The sequence below is a fragment of the Shewanella corallii genome (assembly GCF_023349125.1).
Classification (GTDB): Bacteria; Pseudomonadota; Gammaproteobacteria; order Enterobacterales; family Shewanellaceae; genus Shewanella; species Shewanella corallii.
In genome coordinates, this window is the sequence record NZ_JAKIKT010000001.1 from 348,865 (window position 1) to 365,470 (window position 16,606).

The following is a 16,606-nucleotide window of genomic DNA, read 5'->3' on the forward strand; positions in this document are numbered from 1 at the left end:
ACGTCCCTGGAAGATAAGTTATGTTTATAAAAAACTCTGCAACTCAGCAGGCGGATGGTTACCTGAACAAAACCCCGCTGTTCCAGTTTTTGTTGTTGTCCTCAGTATTTGCCCTCTGGTCAGCCGCCGCAGCCCTGAATGATGTGTTGATCACTCAGTTCAAAGCCATTTTCCACCTTTCCAATTTTGCTTCTGCGCTGGTGCAGTCGGCGTTCTACGGTGCCTACTTCCTGGTGGCGATTCCGGCTGCCATGGTGGTTAAGAAGAGTTCCTACAAGCTGGCGATTTTATTGGGGCTGGCACTCTATATCTTTGGCTGTCTGATGTTCTTCCCGGCTTCTGTGGCTGGCACTTACACCATGTTTTTGGCGGCCATTTTCTGTATTGCCATCGGCCTGTCTTTCCTGGAAACCTCCTGTAATACGTATTCCGCCATGATAGGTGAGCCACAGCGCGCCACATTGCGTCTGAATATTTCCCATACTATCAATGCGATGGGTTATATCGTGGGTTTGCTGCTGGGCAAGTATCTGATTTTCCAGGAAGGTATCGATATTGAACATCAGATGGCGACCCTGACAGGTGCTGAGCTGGAAGCATTTAAAGCTCAGGTATTGCAGCAAACGCTGGAGCCCTACAAGTGGCTGGTGGGTGTGATTGCTACTGTGGCAGCCCTGATCGCCGTGACAGAATACCCAAGCTGTAAAGTAGCGACCGCCCGCAAGGCAGACCAGCCAAGCTTCGGTGAGACTCTGTCTTATCTGGCCGGTAATGCCCGTTTCTTCAAAGGTATTGGTGCTCAGTTTGCCTACGTAGGTATGCAGGTAGCAGTCTGGTCTTTCACCATTCGTCTGGCGCTGGAATTGGATGCCAACATGGTTGAACACGATGCTGCCAATTACCTTCTGTACTCCTTCATCATGTATTTCCTGGGTAAATTGCTGGCCAATTACCTGTTTACCAAGACCTCTCAGGAAAACGTGTTGATGGGCTACTCAGCGATTGGTTTCGCCTGCCTTATGTATGTGGCTCTGGTTCCAAACTTCAGTGCAGTTTGGGTTGCTGTGGGTACCTCAGCACTGTTCGCGCCTTGCTGGGCTACTATCTTTGCTTCGACCCTGCAGTCGGTTGATACCCGTTACACAGAAACCACAGGTGGTTTTGTGGTGATGGCCATTATCGGTGGCGCTATTGTGCCTGCGGTGCAGGGCCTGCTGGCTGACAGCATTGGTATGCAGTCCTCCTTTATTGTCAGCGCTATCTGTTTCGCTGTGGTGTTTGCTTACTTTATGAGTGAAAAGAAGTTCAAACGCTCACAGACCTTGTCTGAAGCGACCGTTGAAGCAACTGCTTAAGCGCCCCTGATTAAGAGAATTAGGCGGCCACCTCAGGAATATCCGGGTGACCGCTTTTTTGCAGGAGATTGAATATGCTTACTCTGCCTCTGTACAAACACAGTTTCTCCCGTCACAGAAGTCTGATTGCCAGATCTGATGCCTTTGAGATTTACACCTTTGTGTACAACTCTGGTGTGGAAGCTGTCGAGATCAGAAATAGCAAAGGTCATTTGGTAGTGCTGCCATTTATGGGGCAGATGGTGTGGGATGCTGAGTTTCTGGGTACCGACCTTTGCATGAAAAACATGTTCAGTGAGCCCAAACCCGCCAAAACCATAGTCGAGACCTACGGCTGTTTTGCCTTCCATGCCGGGATGATCCGCATGGGCTGTCCAACGCCTCAGGATGACCATGTGCTGCACGGTGAAATGCCCTGTGCCACTATGGACAGCGCCTGGCTTGAGATCAGTGACACCAGCGTCACCATCAAGGGCAGCTACGAATACGTGATGGGCTTTGGCGACCATTATCTGGCCACGCCATCTGTCACTCTGGGGCAGGACTCGGGTGAGTTCGATATTCAGATGACGGTGAAGAACCTGGCATCTGTTCCTATGCCTTTGCAATATATGTGTCACATCAATGCCGCCTACCTGGAAGGGGCGGTGATGAGCCAGAATCTGCCTGATGAGGCCTTTGTGCTGCGTCAGAGTGTGCCTGACCATGTTCGTCCGACTGAACAGTGGCTGGCCTATAACGAAACATTGAAAACGTCAGCACCCTTTGCAGTGCTGAATGAGCCGCAGATGCACGACCCTGAGATTGTTTACTTTGCCGATGACATCTCTCGCTTTACCGAGCGCGCTGAGTTCTCTATGGCAATCGGTGACAAGTGTCTCATCACTGAATTTGATACCAAAGAATTCAACAACTTGACCCGTTGGGTTCTGTACAATGGCGACCAGCAGGTAGCAGCCTACGCCTTGCCGGCCACCTGCCGCCCTGAAGGTTTTCTGGCGGCCAAAGGCAGTGGCAATTTGTTGTATCTTGAGCCGGGTGAGACGCGTCATTTCAGTGTGCGCACCGGTATCAGACAGGCGTAATAGAGCCAGAAGATTAATCTGCCGAATTGACGTGATTCGGCTTTGTACCCTTTTTCTTTTAAGTATGAACCCTGGAGTTCATTCTGAGTTGCGGATAACCATATGAATAAGCTAGTGGTGTTAGGTAGTGTTAATGCTGACCATGTTCTTCAGGTGCCTTCTTTCCCTCGTCCGGGTGAGACCCTGCATGGCCGCAATTATCAGGTGATCCCAGGCGGCAAGGGTGCCAACCAGGCGGTTGCTGCTGCCCGTCTTGGTGCCGATATCGGTTTTATCGCCTGTGTGGGTGATGATGCCTTTGGCCAGAATATCGTTAAAGCGTTTGCCAATGACGGCATGAATGTCGACGCTGTGCACTGCATGGAAAATGCCATGACAGGCATCGCTATGATTCAGGTAGCGGACAATGGCGAGAACAGCATCTGTTTGGATGCTGCCGCCAATGCTCTGCTGACTGTGAATCTGGTTAATCAGCATGAGGCACAAATTGCCGCTGCGGATTACCTGTTGATGCAGCTGGAAACCCCACTGTGTGGTATCGAGCAGGCTGCCCGCATCGCCAAAGCCAACAACACTCAGGTGATCCTGAATCCGGCGCCGGCCCGTGAACTGCCTGACTCACTGCTTGCGCTGGTAGATGTGATCTCCCCCAACGAGACAGAGGCCCATTTGCTGACCGGTATTGAAGTGACTGATGAAGCTTCTGCCGCCCAGGCTGCTGCTGTATTGCACGCCAAAGGCATTGCCACTGTGCTGATCACTCTGGGCGCCAAAGGTGTGTATCTCAGCCGTGCTAATGAGGGCGCGGCCAATGAAGGTGCCGCTGAAGGCTGCATTATTGCCGGTTTCCGCGTTGAGGCGACCGATACCACAGCCGCTGGCGATACCTTTAACGGTGCATTGGTAACGGCTTTACTGGAGCAACAGCCGCTGGAGCAGGCGCTGGTATTTGCCCATGCTGCCGCGGCGATTTCGGTCACCCGTTTTGGCGCACAAACCTCTATTCCAGGCAGGGAAGAGGTGGACAGTTTCCTGGCACAACAGGCCTGAGTGTCTTTGGAGTGTCTTTGAGCGCTAACTGATTAAATCTAAACCAATAAAAAGCATACTGGAGTTCACCACATGGCCACCATGAAAGATGTCGCTAAGCTTGCCGGGGTTTCAACCTCGACGGTCAGCCATGTGATGAACCTAACCCGATTTGTCAGTGAAGATATTGCCAAGCGGGTTCAGGATGCTGCTCGGGAGTTGAATTACAGTGGTCCTTCCGCCGTCGCCCGCAGCCTGAAAACCTGCCGTACCAACACCATAGGCATGTTGGTCACCACCTCTACCAATCCCTTCTATGCCGAGGTAGTACGCGGGGTAGAGCAGGCTTGTTATCAGCAGGGTTACAACCTGATCTTGTGTAATACCGAAGGGGATGTGCAGCGCCTTAAACGCTCGCTGAGCACCCTGGTAGAGCGTCGGGTCGATGGCTTGATTATGATGTGCGCCATGCTGGAAGGTGAAGATGCCGCTTTGTATGAGCGCCTGAAGAAGTTGCCCGTGGTGGTAATGGACTGGGGCGAGGCCGACTTTCCCTGTGATCGTATTCAGGGGCACTCCCGCAAAGGTGGCCAGTTGGCAACCCAATATCTGCTGGATAAAGGCCATCGACATATTGGCTGTATTACCGGTCCCCGCAATCGCCAGCAGGCAGATTTGCGTTATCAGGGCTTTGCCGATGCCATGACGGACGCAGGGCTTACGATAAACCCGGACTGGATGATTGAAAGCAACTTTGAGTCAGACGGTGGTAAAGCGGCTTTTGCCAGCTTGTTTGCCAATGTTGAGCATGACAAATCCAGGCTGCCCAGTGCCCTGTTTGTGTGCAATGACATGATGGCCATAGGGGTACTGCATGCCGCTCAGAATGCGGGCATTAAGGTACCTCAGGAGCTGTCGATTATTGGCTATGACGATATTCACCTGGCCCGCTATATGAACCCGGCGCTGACCACGATTCATCAGTCCAAGGGGAAGCTGGGAGCTGAGGCTGTTAATGCCTTGTTGGCCCGTCTGCAGGACCCGACACTGGCCCCCCAATTTATGGATATTGAGCCCAGCGTGGTGGAAAGGGACAGTGTGCAGATATTGAAATAGCTTTCCTGCTCAATTCTTTGTTATCAAATAAAATCATTATGTTATCAGGTGGTTGTTGAAGTATTCTGGTATCTGTTTCTTGCAGGCAGACATACCGGACGTGAATACTGTGACCACTTGCTCCATTTCCCGTTTAACCCTTCTATTCTCTTCTCTGTTGTCAGCTGTCTCCTGTGAAGCGGTTTCAGAGCAAGCTGATGCTCTCCAGGTTTCTGCTCACCAAAGCGAATCAGGTGATACTCCCTGGGGTATCGCCATAGGGGTCAGGCGTAGTGATATTCCCTATGCCGTAGAGGATGATGAAGTCTTTGATGTGCTTCCCCTGCTTAAATATCAGGGTGAGTATGGCTATATCAACGGCATGGAAGCTGGGGTCCATCTGTGGCAAAACGACCAGCACCAGGTCAATGCCTATACTCGTTTTCGTTTTGTTGATATTCCCAAAGAACTGCAAAATGAAGCTCAGGCGGAATCCTTCGATTTAGGGCTTCAGTACAAGTTTGCTCATGGCCCCTGGGAGGCGGACATTGCTCTGCTGTCAGACTCTTACAAACGTGCCTACATGTACTCCAGAACCAAATTTCACTGGCATTCCGGCGACTGGGACCTGATCCCCTATGCGGAGTTTCAGTGGAAGTCGGATCAATTCAACGACTATTACTATGGGCTGGACAGATATGAGGTTGGCAGCGGTTTGCAGTTTAATGCCGGGGTGACTGCCAGATACCACGTCGCCAGTAATCTGTATCTGCTGGGCAGATTTGGAGTAGGGCGACTGGAGGATAAAATCAGTCAGCTACCGACGATAGAAAACCAATACCAGTATGAGACGTTTCTTGGCTTTGGCTTCTTTCCTGACAATAAACAGGAAAAGTCTGTCAGCAGGGCTGATTCAAGCCGGGATGACAGTGAGTTTTTCCGCCTGTCTCATGGCTGGGCTACGCCATCCAATCTCAGCTACATTCTGACCGGGGATGCGGAAAAAGATCCCTATAACAATCAGATGACCTCTCTGTTCTATGGAACCCGCTTGAGTGAGACGCTATTTGGTCTGCCCATTGAACTTTACTTTACTCCGGGCGTTGCCTGGCACTATGACTCTGAAGTTCAGGGAGAGATTGTCGAGGGTGTCGTAGCCATTAAAGCCTTTTATACCTTTGAGCTGGGTCCCCGCTGGCGCTTTGGGGTGGCAGAGGGACTGTCTTACGTCACCAACCTCACCTATATAGAAAAGTCTGAGTTGGATGAGAAGGGGTACAAACCATCCAAGCTGCTCAACTATCTGGACTTCTCTCTGGAGGTCAATCTTGGCGATCTGTTTAACAGCAATACAATGCATGGAATCTGGCTGGGGTACAGCATCCATCATCGCTCAGGCATTTTTGAAACCAGCTCCACCTTCGGCCGGATCAAGGGTGGTAGTAACTATCAGGCAGTGACTCTGCAGTGGAATTTCTGAGAAATACGCCGATGAAACTGTATGCCGCAATCTTCGCTTTCATGGCGTTTTCGACACTTGGTTGCAGCAGCATCGTGAGCTCAGAAGCTGAGGTGAGGTTTATCGCCCCCAATCAGATTTTTTATTCAGGTCCACTTACTGAAGCTGGCGTGTCTGCCTTTGACTCTCTTTTCAATAAGCAAAGGGATGCTATCTCTGAGCTGGTGATTACCAGTGGAGGAGGCGATGCGATGGCGGCGATTGAGATGGGCACTCTGGTATTTGACCATGGCCTTAGCGTGATAGTACGCAACATCTGCGCTTCGTCCTGTGCCAATTACATTGTGCCCGCGGGGAAGTCTGTTGTTGTAGAAAAAGACAGCCTTATGGGCTGGCATGGCGGGGCGTATCAGGATCTCTATGTGCCTTTCGGTGGCGTTCAAGGTAACTCTGAACATCTTGAGTCACTACGGCGTTGGCAGGCTGCCGAATTGGTGTTTTTTGCTAAAGTTGGTGTAGACGCTGTGGTTACGATTCTGGGGATGATGCCGGATAGTGGCGTTACCCGGGACGCTCCTTTGTTCAGTTATGACCAGGATACGCTTGTCAGGCTTGGGCTAAGCATCGAATTTGTCGGCAAGCCAGCGCAGTTCGATTCTCAAGGGGTTAAGCTGGTGCAAATTATCGCTATTTCTGCACCAGCGCTGGAGCATTTGAGGTCAACTCATTCGAGCCTCATCAAGGCGCGTTTGCCTGATGTGGAGTAATTCGAGCCGGCAAAGCGGCTCGGAGTAGATTATCAACAGCCTGAGGTTGTGACCTGATAGTCAGGTGTTTCATAGTGGTTTTTGTCAAAGCCATATTTCAAAAAGCACTGCGACTTGTCGATATCCGCTATGTTTTTCGCGCCAAAAGCCGGGGCTCCACGGGGAGTCAGATATGCCTGACCGAAGACTCCTGGGGTGCTCAATACAGTCCAGTCTGCTTCATCTATATCCATCACCTGATCGATGTTCCAGCCCGATGCCTGAATGCGGCCATAGTGCAGATTGACCTGTTTGCCATTGATGATCAGCTTGGAGTCGGCCGGGTTGTGGTAGTTGTTGTATTCCATATCCTGCTTCCCTTCCACCGCCGCCTTGGCAAACACCAGATTGTTGGCTGACTTAAGCTGGCCTTCCATATTTTCAATGGTTGAAACCAGAGCATCATGCTTCAGGTTGATAAATTTGGGGGCAGCAACGACCGCCAATATGCCAAGAATGATGATGACGACGACAAGTTCAATCAAGGTAAAACCGCGCTGTTTCATTTCGCCTCTTTAGTGCAATCTGAAGTGGAAAAGCGCGGGATTTTAGCTAAATTTTCGCCAATTGTTAGTTATGTTTTGTTAATGCAGAAACTGCTGAACTAAGCGTCAAACATGGTTTCCAGATAGCTGTGCATCCAGGCCAGCGCCTGTTGCATGCCCTGGTCCCGACGTTTGACTATCCCCATCTCCATGGTCAGGCCGCCGGGGATATTGCGGGTGGACAGCGCTTGGATGGTACCTGTGTACCAGTCACTTTGGGCGATATGTTCCGGCACCAGTGCCCAGCCCACACCCCGACCCACCATGGAAGTGATGTAATAGTAGCTGTCGATAAACCAGTGGATGGGCGACAGGGTGATGCCCTGACGGCCGCTGATGGAGTTACAGATCACCAATTGGCGATGTTGGTTCAATTGGTTGGCTGAAGGTTCGGGAAATGCCGCCAGAGGATGTTCCGGGCTGACGATCAATGACTGTTTGAAGCGGGCAATGGAGTTAAACTCCAACGTGTCTGACAAGGGGCCAAGAAACATGACGCCAATATCCGCCTGACGATTCTCCACCCAGTGAGCGATATCCTGCTGAGTGCCGTTGAGTATGGTCAGGGTGAGTTCGGGAAAGGCGCTGGCAACATCAATAAAGAAGGTTTCAAAGGCTTCGATGGGGACGGCTTCATCAATGGCGACAGTCAGTGCCACCAGCTGTTCATTGGCCAGAATCCCCGCCTTGGCAGACAATCTCTGACACTGCGCCAGTACCGATTTGGCATCCTTGTAAAGTTCCTGTCCCGCCTGGGTCAGTACAGGTAATCTCTGTGTGCGGTCAAATAACTCTATGCCGAGATCCAGTTCCAGATTGGCTATAGCGGTACTTATCCGGGATTGTGCCTTCCCCAGCTTGCGGGCGGCGGCAGAAAATGATCCTTGCTCCACCGCATGGACGAAGGCATCCAGTTGATCCAGATTCCAGTGCATAGCCTGTTCCCATCAGAGATTTGAATGATGTATCCGATTTTCGGATGGATATTAACTTTAATCAATCTGGTTTAACAGGATAATGGCGGCGTTTTGAATCCATTTGTCCTGAATTATGCACCTGAATCCCGACCAAACCATTTCCAATCAGCCTCAAACCGACAGCCAGATCCGCCGTACTTTCTGGCGTTATACCCTGCCATCTGTGGTGGCCATGCTGGTCAGCGGCCTTTACATCATTATCGACGGCATCTTCGTGGGGCAGTATGTCGGCCCCAGTGGCTTGGCAGGTATCAATATGGCCTGGCCTGTGGTGTATGTACTCAGTGCGCTGGGCGTGCTGATCGGCATGGGAGCCGGCAGTATGATCTCCATGTTCCGCGGGGAAGGGGATACAGGCAGGGCCAGACTGGCGCTGAGCAGCAGTTTTTTCCTGATGCTGATTCTTGGGGGATTGGGCTGCCTTATTCTGGCACTGCTGGGGCATACGACGCTGGACTGGCAGGATGCCGTAGGCACGACCTATGAACAGGGCGCCAGATACATAGATGTGTTTGCTGTCGCCGGCGTGATTACCGTGACAGCCAATGCCCTGCCTATGCTCATTCGTAACGATGACAGCCCCAATCTGGCTACCGGACTGCTGCTGGTAGGGGCCATAGGCAATATAGTGCTGGATTACCTGTTTGTGGGCGTGTTGGCCATGGGGTTGGAAGGGGCTGCTGTTGCCACAGTGATCGCCCAGGGAATGATTACCCTGTTGGGACTGGGTTACTTTTTCAGTTGTCACACAGGTCTTAAGCTCAGCCTGAGACAGATACATCTGGATATGCGTATCGCCGGGCGCAGTGTGGTACTGGGAAGCTCCTGTCTGGTGATGTTTCTTTACTCCAGCTTTGTCGTGGCTATCCATAACTACCTGTTTATGCAGCATGGGGATTCGGTCACTATTGGCGCGTTTGCCATTGTCGGCTATTTGATGTCCCTGTATTACCTGCTTGCGCAGGGTGTTGCCGAAGGGATGCAGCCACAGGCCAGTTTCTATCATGGTGCCGGGCAGCAGGCCTATATCGCCAAGGTAGTAAAGATAGCCGCCAGTGTGATCATATTATCGGGCCTGACCTGGACTGCGCTGCTGAACCTGTTCCCGGACTTTTTTATCGGCCTGTTTAGTCAGGGAGAGCCCGCTATTGCGGCGCAGGCGGCCACAGGTTTTAAATTGCATCTGTTCGCCATGGCGCTGGATGGCTTTATTGCTATGGCATCTGTGTTCTTTATGTCGGTGAACCAGCCGGGCAAAGCCATGATGACCTCTATGGGCAACATGTTGGTGCAGATCCCTTTCCTGTTGTGGCTGCCGGATGTGATGGGAGTCAACGGGGTGTGGCTGGCGATGCCAATCTCTAACTTGCTGCTGAGCAGCATAGTGGCGGTATTGGTGTGGCGCGAGCTGCGTAAACCGGCAGAGCAGAAGGCTTTGGTAGTTGCTTCGGCACAGGTTTAAATAAAAAGGGCGCCGAGGCGCCCTTACTGTTTGTGTGTCTGTTACAGAGACACAAAGATACCTGCGATAGCTGCGCTCATCAGGTTAGAGCAGCTGGCGGCGATCAGGGTGCGTACACCATATTTGGCGATAAAGTCAGTGCGTGATGGACACAGGGTACCCAGACCACCAATCAGAATACCCATGGAGGCGATGTTGGCAAAACCACACAGGGCGAAGCTGATAATCACCTTGGACTTCTCTTGCAGCGCTTGCAGACCGGCAGCGGTAACTGCATCAGCGTCTTTCAGGTAAGGCGCCAGATCTGAGTAGGCCACAAACTCGTTAACCACGATCTTCTTACCGATCAGGGAACCGGCAATCATCACATCAGCCATAGGTACGCCCAGCAGGAAGGCCAGTGGGGCGAAGATGTAGCCCAGAATGATCTCCAGCGACAGCTTGATACCAAAGATATCACCGGCATTGCCCAGGATCAGGTTCACCAGAGTCACCAGACCAATCATGGCGATCAGCATGGCACCGATGGCACCGGCCAGCTTCAGACCGCTCATGGCACCTTCACCGGCTGCCGCCAGCAGGTTCTCAGGACGCTTCTCGGCAAAGCTGGTGTTCTTGTCGATGGTGTAAGTGGCTTCTTTGGTTTCCGGCAGGATCAGCTTGGCAAACAGCAGGCCACCCGGCGCCGCCATAAAGGAAGCAGCCAGCAGGAACTTCATATCCACGCCCATCATGGCGTAACCCGCCAGTACGGTACCGGATACTGACGCCATACCACCACACATGATGGCGAAGAACTCAGAGTCGCTCATCTTCGGCATATAAGGCTTAACCACCAAAGGTGCTTCACTCTGGCCGACAAACACGTTGGCCACCGCAGACATGGATTCTGCCTGAGAGGTGCCCAGCAGTTTGGCCATGGCGCCACCGATTGTGCGGATAACAAACTGCATTACACCCAGATAATAAAGTACGGCGATCAGCGCTGAGAAGAACACCACCAGCGGCAGTACGTTCAGGGCGAATACGAAGCCGATGCCTTCAACAGAGAAGTTCACCAGGTTACCGAACAAAAAGCGGATACCGGCTTTACCACTGTCCAGTACAGCGTGCACACCGTGAGACATAGACTCCAGTGCCTGCATACCGAAAGGTACGTACAGCACCAGAGCACCGATGGCGACCTGCAGGCCGAACGCCAGACCGACAGTTTTATAGTTGATGGCGCCGCGGTTGGTGGAGGCCAGTACGCCGATCAGCATCAGGGCTGCAATGCCCAAAAAACCCATAGCAAACATAACGGCTCCTTAGGCGAAGTGCTTGGCCATAAAGGCCTTGATCAGCTTGATAAAGTCGGCTTCTGCCAGCTTGGCGCACTTGAGCGTCTGGTCGTGAGACAATTCCACATCACCCAGGCCTTCCGCCATATTGGTGATGGCACAAATTGCCAGTACTTTCAGACCACAGTGAGCCGCAGAGATCACTTCAGGCACGACAGACATGCCTACAACGTCACCACCGATAATCTGCATCATGCGGATCTCGGCAGGGGTTTCGAAGTTAGGACCTGTGTAGGAGACAAATACGCCTTCATTCAGGTGGACACCTGCGGCTTTGGCCACGTCATGAGCTTGTTCACGCAGCTCTTTGTCGTAGGCGTTGGCCAGACTGAAGAAACGTGGGCCGTACTCTTCATCGTTGGCGCCAGTCATAGGTGACTCAGGCATGGTGTTGATATGGTCGTTGAATACCACCAGAGAGCCCACATCAATGCGCTCAGGACGCAGTGAGCCGGCTGCATTGGTCACCAGCATAAATTCACAACCCAACTTCTTGAAGGTACGCACCGGGTTGGTCATGACCTTCATGCTCTGGTGTTCGTAGTAGTGGCCACGGCCTTTCATACACACCACTTCCACACCCTTCATGGTACCCAGTACCAGCTCACCGCTGTGGCCCTGAACGGTAGATACCGGGAAGCCATCCAGCTCTTCGTAAGGAATGACTACCTTGTCTTCCAGTTCGTCGGCGATAACGCCCAGGCCGGAACCCAGGATAAAGCCTACTTTCGGGGCAAAGCCGGGTTTGTATTGATGGATGGTTTGCAGTGCATTGATTACTGGATCGTGCATCTTACTTTTCCTTTATCGAGGAAGCGCTGTAGGGAAGCGGTTATGGTCAGGCCAAGATGAGGGCCTGAAATTGGGCGCAAGGGTAGCGGATGGGGCTGGTTTTTGTGTTTTGAAATTCCTGCAGTTCATGCTGTTTTTCAGCATGATGCGGTGGTTAATTGGACGAAAGTGGTTGCTTAATTACGGGTGTCACAGAGTTTGTCTGACAAGGGCCGCGTTTTGGCAATTTGCTGTGGTTGAATAACGGAATTTTGAGAAGTGACGCTATTTATTGTTGTTTCATAACTCCTTACTATTGCGCAAGTTTGCAGACAAGATCACAACACCAGCCTTCCATGGAACCCTTACTGAGTGAACGCATCTCATTAAAGATGCTGCGCTACTTCTATCAGCTGGCCTGTACCGAGCATTTCGGTAAGGCTGCGTCCAATCTGAACATCACAGTATCGCCACTGAGCAGTCAGATCCGGGAGTTGGAGGCATTGTTAACGGTACAGCTGTTTGATCGGGACTCCCGCAATGTGCGCCTGACTGCCGCAGGCAAACTATTGAAGCTGGAGTGTGAGCTGATCTTTAATACGCTGGAGCGCTCCCTGAGTGAGGTACAAAAGCTGGGGCGGATCCACAAAGAGGTGCTGCGTATTGGGCTTGTCAGCTCGGCGTTCTGGGCGGGATTCGGTGGCATGTTGAGTCAGTTCCACAAACGTTACCCCCAATACGAGGTGGAGCTGGTGGAGCTGTCACCGGAAGAGCAAAAGCTGGCGTTGAAAGATGGCAAGATCGATGTCGGCCTGTGTCGTCAGCCGGATACCCGTAACCTGTACCCTTTTGCGGCAGATATGGTGACGGCGGAGGAGTTTATGGTAGCTGTCTCGGGGGAACATCCGTTCAGCGACCGCAAGCAGGTGTCTTTGTCTGAGCTGAAGCGTGACAGGTTCAGCTTTATGAGTCGCCGCAATTCGGCGTCCACAGAGCTGTTTTTAAGTCAGTGTCGCAAGCAGGGCTTTGTGCCGGATATTGCCAACGAGTTTATTGAGCCCAATACCCTGATGGCCTACGTCTCCAGCTGTCAGACTATCACTATCGTGCCCTCCAGCTTTGCCCGTCATCAGTGGGAGAATATTCACTTTATCCGGCTGGAAGAGAGGTTGGAGGCCAACCTCTGTCTAATCTACCAACCCATAGATGCTTCACCTTTGGTGGAAGCTTTTGTGGATATGATGAAGCTGAGATAGTGTCGGCTCACTCCCTCTCGAATGAGCCTGTCTCCAGCCAGCGCTGCATCATGATCACTTCGTTACGGGCAGCGTCTTCGCCCTCTGCCGGGGCCAGATAGATATCCGGGATAATGCCTGTGATATCTACCGGCTGGTGGGGGAGCCGCATGCTGCGGCTGGTGGCATAGTAAAGTTCAAAGGCACCGGATGGCAGCAACTTGCCTCTCATGTTGGAATAATCCAGCGCGCCATAACTGCTGCGTCCTGCCAGCTTCACATTCATGCCCTGGCGAACGGCGAGTAGGAACTGTTCACAAGAGCTGCCACACTCTTCATCAATCAGCACCACCACTCTATCCGGACTGTACCCTGGATTTTCCGGTGTCCAGTAGCTGGTCGCTGTTGCGCCCTGAGGTAACACATAGCTTCCCGGCTCAACCCCGGCCATCGCCTCGACCAGAGGCGTCACAAAGGCAATACAATCAGGGTCATTACCCATTTTGGCGCAGATCGCCTGTTGAGCTTTGGCATTCTCCGGTGTAGCCAGAAACTCAGCGCCGGTCACTATATATTGGTCGGTGAGAATCAGATCCAGCAGGGGCCGATATGTTGAGTCGCTGCCACCGCCGTTTCTTCTGACGTCCAGTATCCAATTCGGGGTTGCCTTCAAGGTTTCACTTTCAGTGACAAGCAGTTGCTTGAGCTCGTCTGCGTACTGCCAGTTGAAAGTGGGAACTGTTAGCAGCAGGGTTTCCTTTGAGAGGGGCTCAAGCTGCGGCGAATAGCTGATTTCTGCGGCTGTGGCGTGTTTGCCTTCAGGCTTATCCCCGGGCTCCGGCTCTGGTGCTGGCAAGGGCTCAATCAAGGTGCTCAGTCCCAGATGTCCCTTACGCCAGGCTTTCAAATAGGTCTTGATGATAGGGTGGCATTCCTGCAACTGGCCGATAGTTTCGGCCTGAGTGAGTGCTGTCGACATGGCTGTATCAAAGTGAAGCTGACCCTTTTGGGCAAGATGCTCCGTCGCACCTGTATCATTGGTCAGCAAAAAACCGGGAAGAAACGCCAGATCCTGCTGACACTGGACGGCTGCCGATGAAAGAGCAGGGGAAGGTGGAGTGGAGTTGCATGCTGTCAGTAGCAGGAGTGTGCTACTGAGAAAAGTCTGGGCCAGGCGTTTCATCATCATTCCTTTGAGTAAAAAGCTGCCCTCAAATTAACCGCTAAGCCCGGAAAATGGCAAGCTCAGGAGACTAACCCTGATCAACAAACTGTTTTAGCCTGTCGAAGTCCAGGATCTTCAGCGATGCTCCCTGTTTTTCCACCAGGCCTTTGTCGATTAATTCCTTTACGGCACGGCGAAATACCCGGCTGGTGGTGCCGAAGCGCTCCGCTTCCGGATCCATCTTGCCAAAGCCGTGAAGATTGGTCTGGGTTTGAGGCCGGTGCAGCAGATCCCAGGCGATGTTGTAACTAATGGTATGCAACAGGCGGTTGGTGTAGATATCGAGGGAGTCCTGATAGTCCCACGCCAATGCACTGGCGAAAAACAGCGAATACTCAGGCTGTTTCAGCAGCAGTTGCTGCACTGATTTCAGGCAGATTTGCCTGATCTGCATCCTGGCTTCAGCTACGACGCTCCATTGGCAGACGGTACCGGTAAAAAACTCCATCTCACCGTAGAGGTGCCAGTGACAGTTGACTTCTCCCAGTTGGAAACGGCGGCCATTGATGGCGCTGATATGCATAGATACCTTGCCTTCCGGTACAAGATAGAGTGCATCCAGCGCCTCGCCCTGGGTGAGCAGATGTTGCCCCTGCTCCATATTCAGCAGTTGATGATCACAGTTGAGCAGAGCCTCTCGAAAGGCATTCTGTTGCTGATCCAGATGGCCGGCGAAGCGGCCTTTGGCATAGGGGGCTAGTTGCATTATTTGGAGTAACTGAGTTCGGCTATGGGCTATTGGCAGTCTGACAGAGCGTACAGGGCGCAGCGAATGGCCAGTTGCTCACCCTGCATCAGGGCGTCATCGGCGTTCACATAGTCACTGATCCCTGCCTGTACGTCATTTCCATAGCGCACTACGTTATTCAGAACCGCGCCAATACGCAATCCCCTGATACGTCCCACCGTCATCAGTGCAGCGGTTTCCATATCCGCGCCCAGTACGCCGAGCTTATGCCAGTATTCGCAGACCTGCATCTCATCATCGCGATAGAAGCTGTCGTGGGAACGCACCAGACCTGAATGATATCTGACTGGCTGACTGCTGAGGAAATTCTCCATGGCGTTGCTTAAGTGTCGATTGGCCAGTGCCGGGTAGGCCATCGGTGCATGGGCGGCACTGCCACCGTCATCTCTGACGGCGCCTTCAACCAGAATCAGCTCACCCAGCTCTATATCTGGCTGCAATGCGCCGGCACTGCCTACCCGCACAAAATGAGTGGCACCACACAGGCGCAGCTCCTCCAGAGCGATAATGGCTGATGGCGCGCCAATACCAGTGCTGCACACAGTAACAGGCACGCCCTGAAAAGTGCCGGACATGGAGCGAAATTCGCGGTTGTCGGCCAGTAGTCTGGGGTTATCCAGCAGGGCTGCAATACGATCTACCCGGGCTGGTTCACCGCAAAGCACCACGCGTTCGGATACCTGTTCCGGAGTCAGGCAAATATGAGGTTGAACTGTCATGCTTTGGCTCCGGCAGGGTGTGAGTCGTTCGATTTAGCTGTATTCATCCACTGGCGTGCACCATTGGCCGCGATAAACAGCAGAATGCAGTATTGAATCGACATGGCGTAGACGCCTTGCGCCGCATAAATTCCCACGCTGATAATGTTTATCAGCACCCACAGGAACCAGTTCTCAACGTACTTGCGGGTCATCAGGATCTGGGCAACGACAGAAAGTACTGTGACGACTGAATCCAGGAAGGGGAAGGCATTGGGTTCAATTTGCGGCATGCTGAGATTACCTCCAAGCATATTGATGCCATCGACAGCCGCCTGAGCGAGCGCCGTAAATACAGGGTAGATGTTCGGCGTCAGCCAGAGAATAGCGGCTACGGCGATAACCACAGTCACTCCGAGTTTGGTGGTGGACAGCCAGCGAACCTTGAGCAATTCCCCGGTTTCCTGCTGTGGTCGGGTCCAGGCGTACCAGCCGTACACATTGGCGGCAAAGAAGAATAGCTGCAACATCAGCAGGCCATAGAGCTGGATCTGATAGAAGATGATGGCAAACAGAGTCACATTGATCAGGCCAAACAGGTAGTTAATGGTTTTTTCCTGACTGGCGAACCAGATACATAAAAGGCCTGCAAGGGTGCCGAAGGCTTCAACCCATGACAGGGCATAACCGCTGCCGATGGGAATATTTACCAAAGTGTTGTTGATATCAAACCAGGTTGCTATGTCCATAATAGGGTCTCTGTAAGGGCTTGTTTC

The 16,606-nt window shown here is 52.4% G+C and carries 16 protein-coding genes; 8 read left to right on the plus strand and 8 right to left on the minus strand.

Annotation, left to right across the window (positions count from 1 at the left end; all coding sequences use genetic code 11):
* Window positions 1-20 precede the first annotated feature (20 nt).
* The 6 genes from fucP (at window position 21) to L2725_RS01505 (ending at window position 6,790) form a co-directional block, all read left to right on the plus strand.
* Window positions 21-1,355, plus strand: coding sequence for an L-fucose:H+ symporter permease (fucP, locus tag L2725_RS01480; RefSeq protein ID WP_248934107.1), 1,335 nt, complete (start codon window positions 21-23; stop codon window positions 1,353-1,355).
* A gap of 74 nt (window positions 1,356-1,429) precedes the next feature.
* Window positions 1,430-2,440, plus strand: coding sequence for an aldose 1-epimerase family protein (locus L2725_RS01485; protein ID WP_249247291.1), 1,011 nt, complete (start codon window positions 1,430-1,432; stop codon window positions 2,438-2,440).
* Window positions 2,441-2,542: 102 nt separating this feature from the next.
* Complete coding sequence (rbsK, locus tag L2725_RS01490; protein WP_249247293.1) at window positions 2,543-3,490, plus strand: ribokinase; 948 nt, start codon at window positions 2,543-2,545, stop codon at window positions 3,488-3,490.
* A gap of 72 nt (window positions 3,491-3,562) precedes the next feature.
* The gene (locus tag L2725_RS01495; protein WP_249247295.1) at window positions 3,563-4,585 is read left to right on the plus strand and encodes a substrate-binding domain-containing protein; all 1,023 of its coding nucleotides are present in this window, start codon (window positions 3,563-3,565) and stop codon (window positions 4,583-4,585) included.
* 109 nt (window positions 4,586-4,694) lie between these two features.
* Entirely contained in the window at window positions 4,695-6,044 is a 1,350-nt protein-coding gene (locus L2725_RS01500; RefSeq protein WP_249247296.1) for a MipA/OmpV family protein, read from the plus strand.
* A gap of 74 nt (window positions 6,045-6,118) precedes the next feature.
* Window positions 6,119-6,790 (plus strand): Clp protease/crotonase-like domain-containing protein, encoded by a 672-nt coding sequence (locus tag L2725_RS01505; RefSeq protein WP_249247297.1) that lies wholly within the window; start codon window positions 6,119-6,121, stop codon window positions 6,788-6,790.
* A gap of 32 nt (window positions 6,791-6,822) precedes the next feature.
* Here L2725_RS01505 and L2725_RS23165 read toward each other — a convergent pair whose 3' ends face one another.
* Both L2725_RS23165 and L2725_RS01515 read right to left on the minus strand, forming a co-directional pair.
* Entirely contained in the window at window positions 6,823-7,335 is a 513-nt protein-coding gene (locus tag L2725_RS23165; protein ID WP_283164153.1) for a type II secretion system protein, read from the minus strand.
* 98 nt (window positions 7,336-7,433) lie between these two features.
* On the minus strand, window positions 7,434-8,309 hold the full coding sequence (locus L2725_RS01515) for a LysR family transcriptional regulator (protein ID WP_249247298.1): 876 nt from the start codon (window positions 8,307-8,309) through the stop codon (window positions 7,434-7,436).
* Between the two features lie 115 nt (window positions 8,310-8,424).
* Between L2725_RS01515 and L2725_RS01520 the strand changes: the two genes are divergently transcribed.
* Window positions 8,425-9,813, plus strand: a complete 1,389-nt coding sequence (locus L2725_RS01520) for an MATE family efflux transporter (RefSeq protein WP_249247299.1) — start codon at window positions 8,425-8,427, stop codon at window positions 9,811-9,813.
* A gap of 41 nt (window positions 9,814-9,854) precedes the next feature.
* On the opposite strand, the gene L2725_RS01525 is transcribed toward L2725_RS01520, so the two are convergent.
* Complete coding sequence (locus L2725_RS01525) at window positions 9,855-11,111, minus strand: NupC/NupG family nucleoside CNT transporter (RefSeq protein ID WP_248934115.1); 1,257 nt, start codon at window positions 11,109-11,111, stop codon at window positions 9,855-9,857.
* A 9-nt stretch (window positions 11,112-11,120) separates the two neighbouring features.
* A complete protein-coding gene (gene xapA / locus L2725_RS01530; protein ID WP_249247300.1) occupies window positions 11,121-11,945 on the minus strand; it encodes a xanthosine phosphorylase in 825 nt (274 codons plus the stop codon).
* A 335-nt stretch (window positions 11,946-12,280) separates the two neighbouring features.
* Here xapA and L2725_RS01535 point away from each other — a divergent pair, with 335 nt between their 5' ends.
* The gene (locus L2725_RS01535) at window positions 12,281-13,180 is read left to right on the plus strand and encodes a LysR family transcriptional regulator (RefSeq protein WP_249247301.1); all 900 of its coding nucleotides are present in this window, start codon (window positions 12,281-12,283) and stop codon (window positions 13,178-13,180) included.
* Between the two features lie 7 nt (window positions 13,181-13,187).
* Here the strand turns inward: L2725_RS01535 and L2725_RS01540 are convergent, their stop codons facing one another.
* The 4 genes from L2725_RS01540 to pnuC all read right to left on the minus strand — a co-directional run bounded on the left by L2725_RS01540 (window position 13,188) and on the right by pnuC (window position 16,579).
* Window positions 13,188-14,342, minus strand: coding sequence for a S41 family peptidase (locus tag L2725_RS01540; RefSeq protein WP_249247302.1), 1,155 nt, complete (start codon window positions 14,340-14,342; stop codon window positions 13,188-13,190).
* Between the two features lie 70 nt (window positions 14,343-14,412).
* On the minus strand, window positions 14,413-15,090 hold the full coding sequence (locus L2725_RS01545) for a Crp/Fnr family transcriptional regulator (protein WP_249247304.1): 678 nt from the start codon (window positions 15,088-15,090) through the stop codon (window positions 14,413-14,415).
* Between the two features lie 29 nt (window positions 15,091-15,119).
* The gene (locus tag L2725_RS01550; RefSeq protein ID WP_249247306.1) at window positions 15,120-15,851 is read right to left on the minus strand and encodes a nucleoside phosphorylase; all 732 of its coding nucleotides are present in this window, start codon (window positions 15,849-15,851) and stop codon (window positions 15,120-15,122) included.
* Window positions 15,848-16,579, minus strand: coding sequence for a nicotinamide riboside transporter PnuC (pnuC, locus tag L2725_RS01555; protein ID WP_249247307.1), 732 nt, complete (start codon window positions 16,577-16,579; stop codon window positions 15,848-15,850). Before pnuC ends, L2725_RS01550 begins: the two co-directional genes overlap by 4 nt.
* Window positions 16,580-16,606 lie beyond the last annotated feature (27 nt).

Bases quoted from the DNA above. Each gene is read 5' to 3' on its own strand.
- L2725_RS23165 (WP_283164153.1), bottom strand. From the start codon at position 7,335: ATGAAACAGCGCGGTTTTACCTTGATTGAACTTGTCGTCGTCATCATC.
- L2725_RS01520 (WP_249247299.1), top strand. From the start codon at position 8,425: ATGCACCTGAATCCCGACCAAACCATTTCCAATCAGCCTCAAACCGAC.
- rbsK (WP_249247293.1), top strand. From the start codon at position 2,543: ATGAATAAGCTAGTGGTGTTAGGTAGTGTTAATGCTGACCATGTTCTT.
- xapA (WP_249247300.1), bottom strand. From the start codon at position 11,945: ATGCACGATCCAGTAATCAATGCACTGCAAACCATCCATCAATACAAA.
- L2725_RS01545 (WP_249247304.1), bottom strand. From the start codon at position 15,090: ATGCAACTAGCCCCCTATGCCAAAGGCCGCTTCGCCGGCCATCTGGAT.
- L2725_RS01525 (WP_248934115.1), bottom strand. From the start codon at position 11,111: ATGTTTGCTATGGGTTTTTTGGGCATTGCAGCCCTGATGCTGATCGGC.
- fucP (WP_248934107.1), top strand. From the start codon at position 21: ATGTTTATAAAAAACTCTGCAACTCAGCAGGCGGATGGTTACCTGAAC.
- L2725_RS01515 (WP_249247298.1), bottom strand. From the start codon at position 8,309: ATGCACTGGAATCTGGATCAACTGGATGCCTTCGTCCATGCGGTGGAG.
- L2725_RS01485 (WP_249247291.1), top strand. From the start codon at position 1,430: ATGCTTACTCTGCCTCTGTACAAACACAGTTTCTCCCGTCACAGAAGT.
- L2725_RS01540 (WP_249247302.1), bottom strand. From the start codon at position 14,342: ATGAAACGCCTGGCCCAGACTTTTCTCAGTAGCACACTCCTGCTACTG.
- L2725_RS01550 (WP_249247306.1), bottom strand. From the start codon at position 15,851: ATGACAGTTCAACCTCATATTTGCCTGACTCCGGAACAGGTATCCGAA.
- L2725_RS01495 (WP_249247295.1), top strand. From the start codon at position 3,563: ATGGCCACCATGAAAGATGTCGCTAAGCTTGCCGGGGTTTCAACCTCG.
- pnuC (WP_249247307.1), bottom strand. From the start codon at position 16,579: ATGGACATAGCAACCTGGTTTGATATCAACAACACTTTGGTAAATATT.
- L2725_RS01535 (WP_249247301.1), top strand. From the start codon at position 12,281: ATGGAACCCTTACTGAGTGAACGCATCTCATTAAAGATGCTGCGCTAC.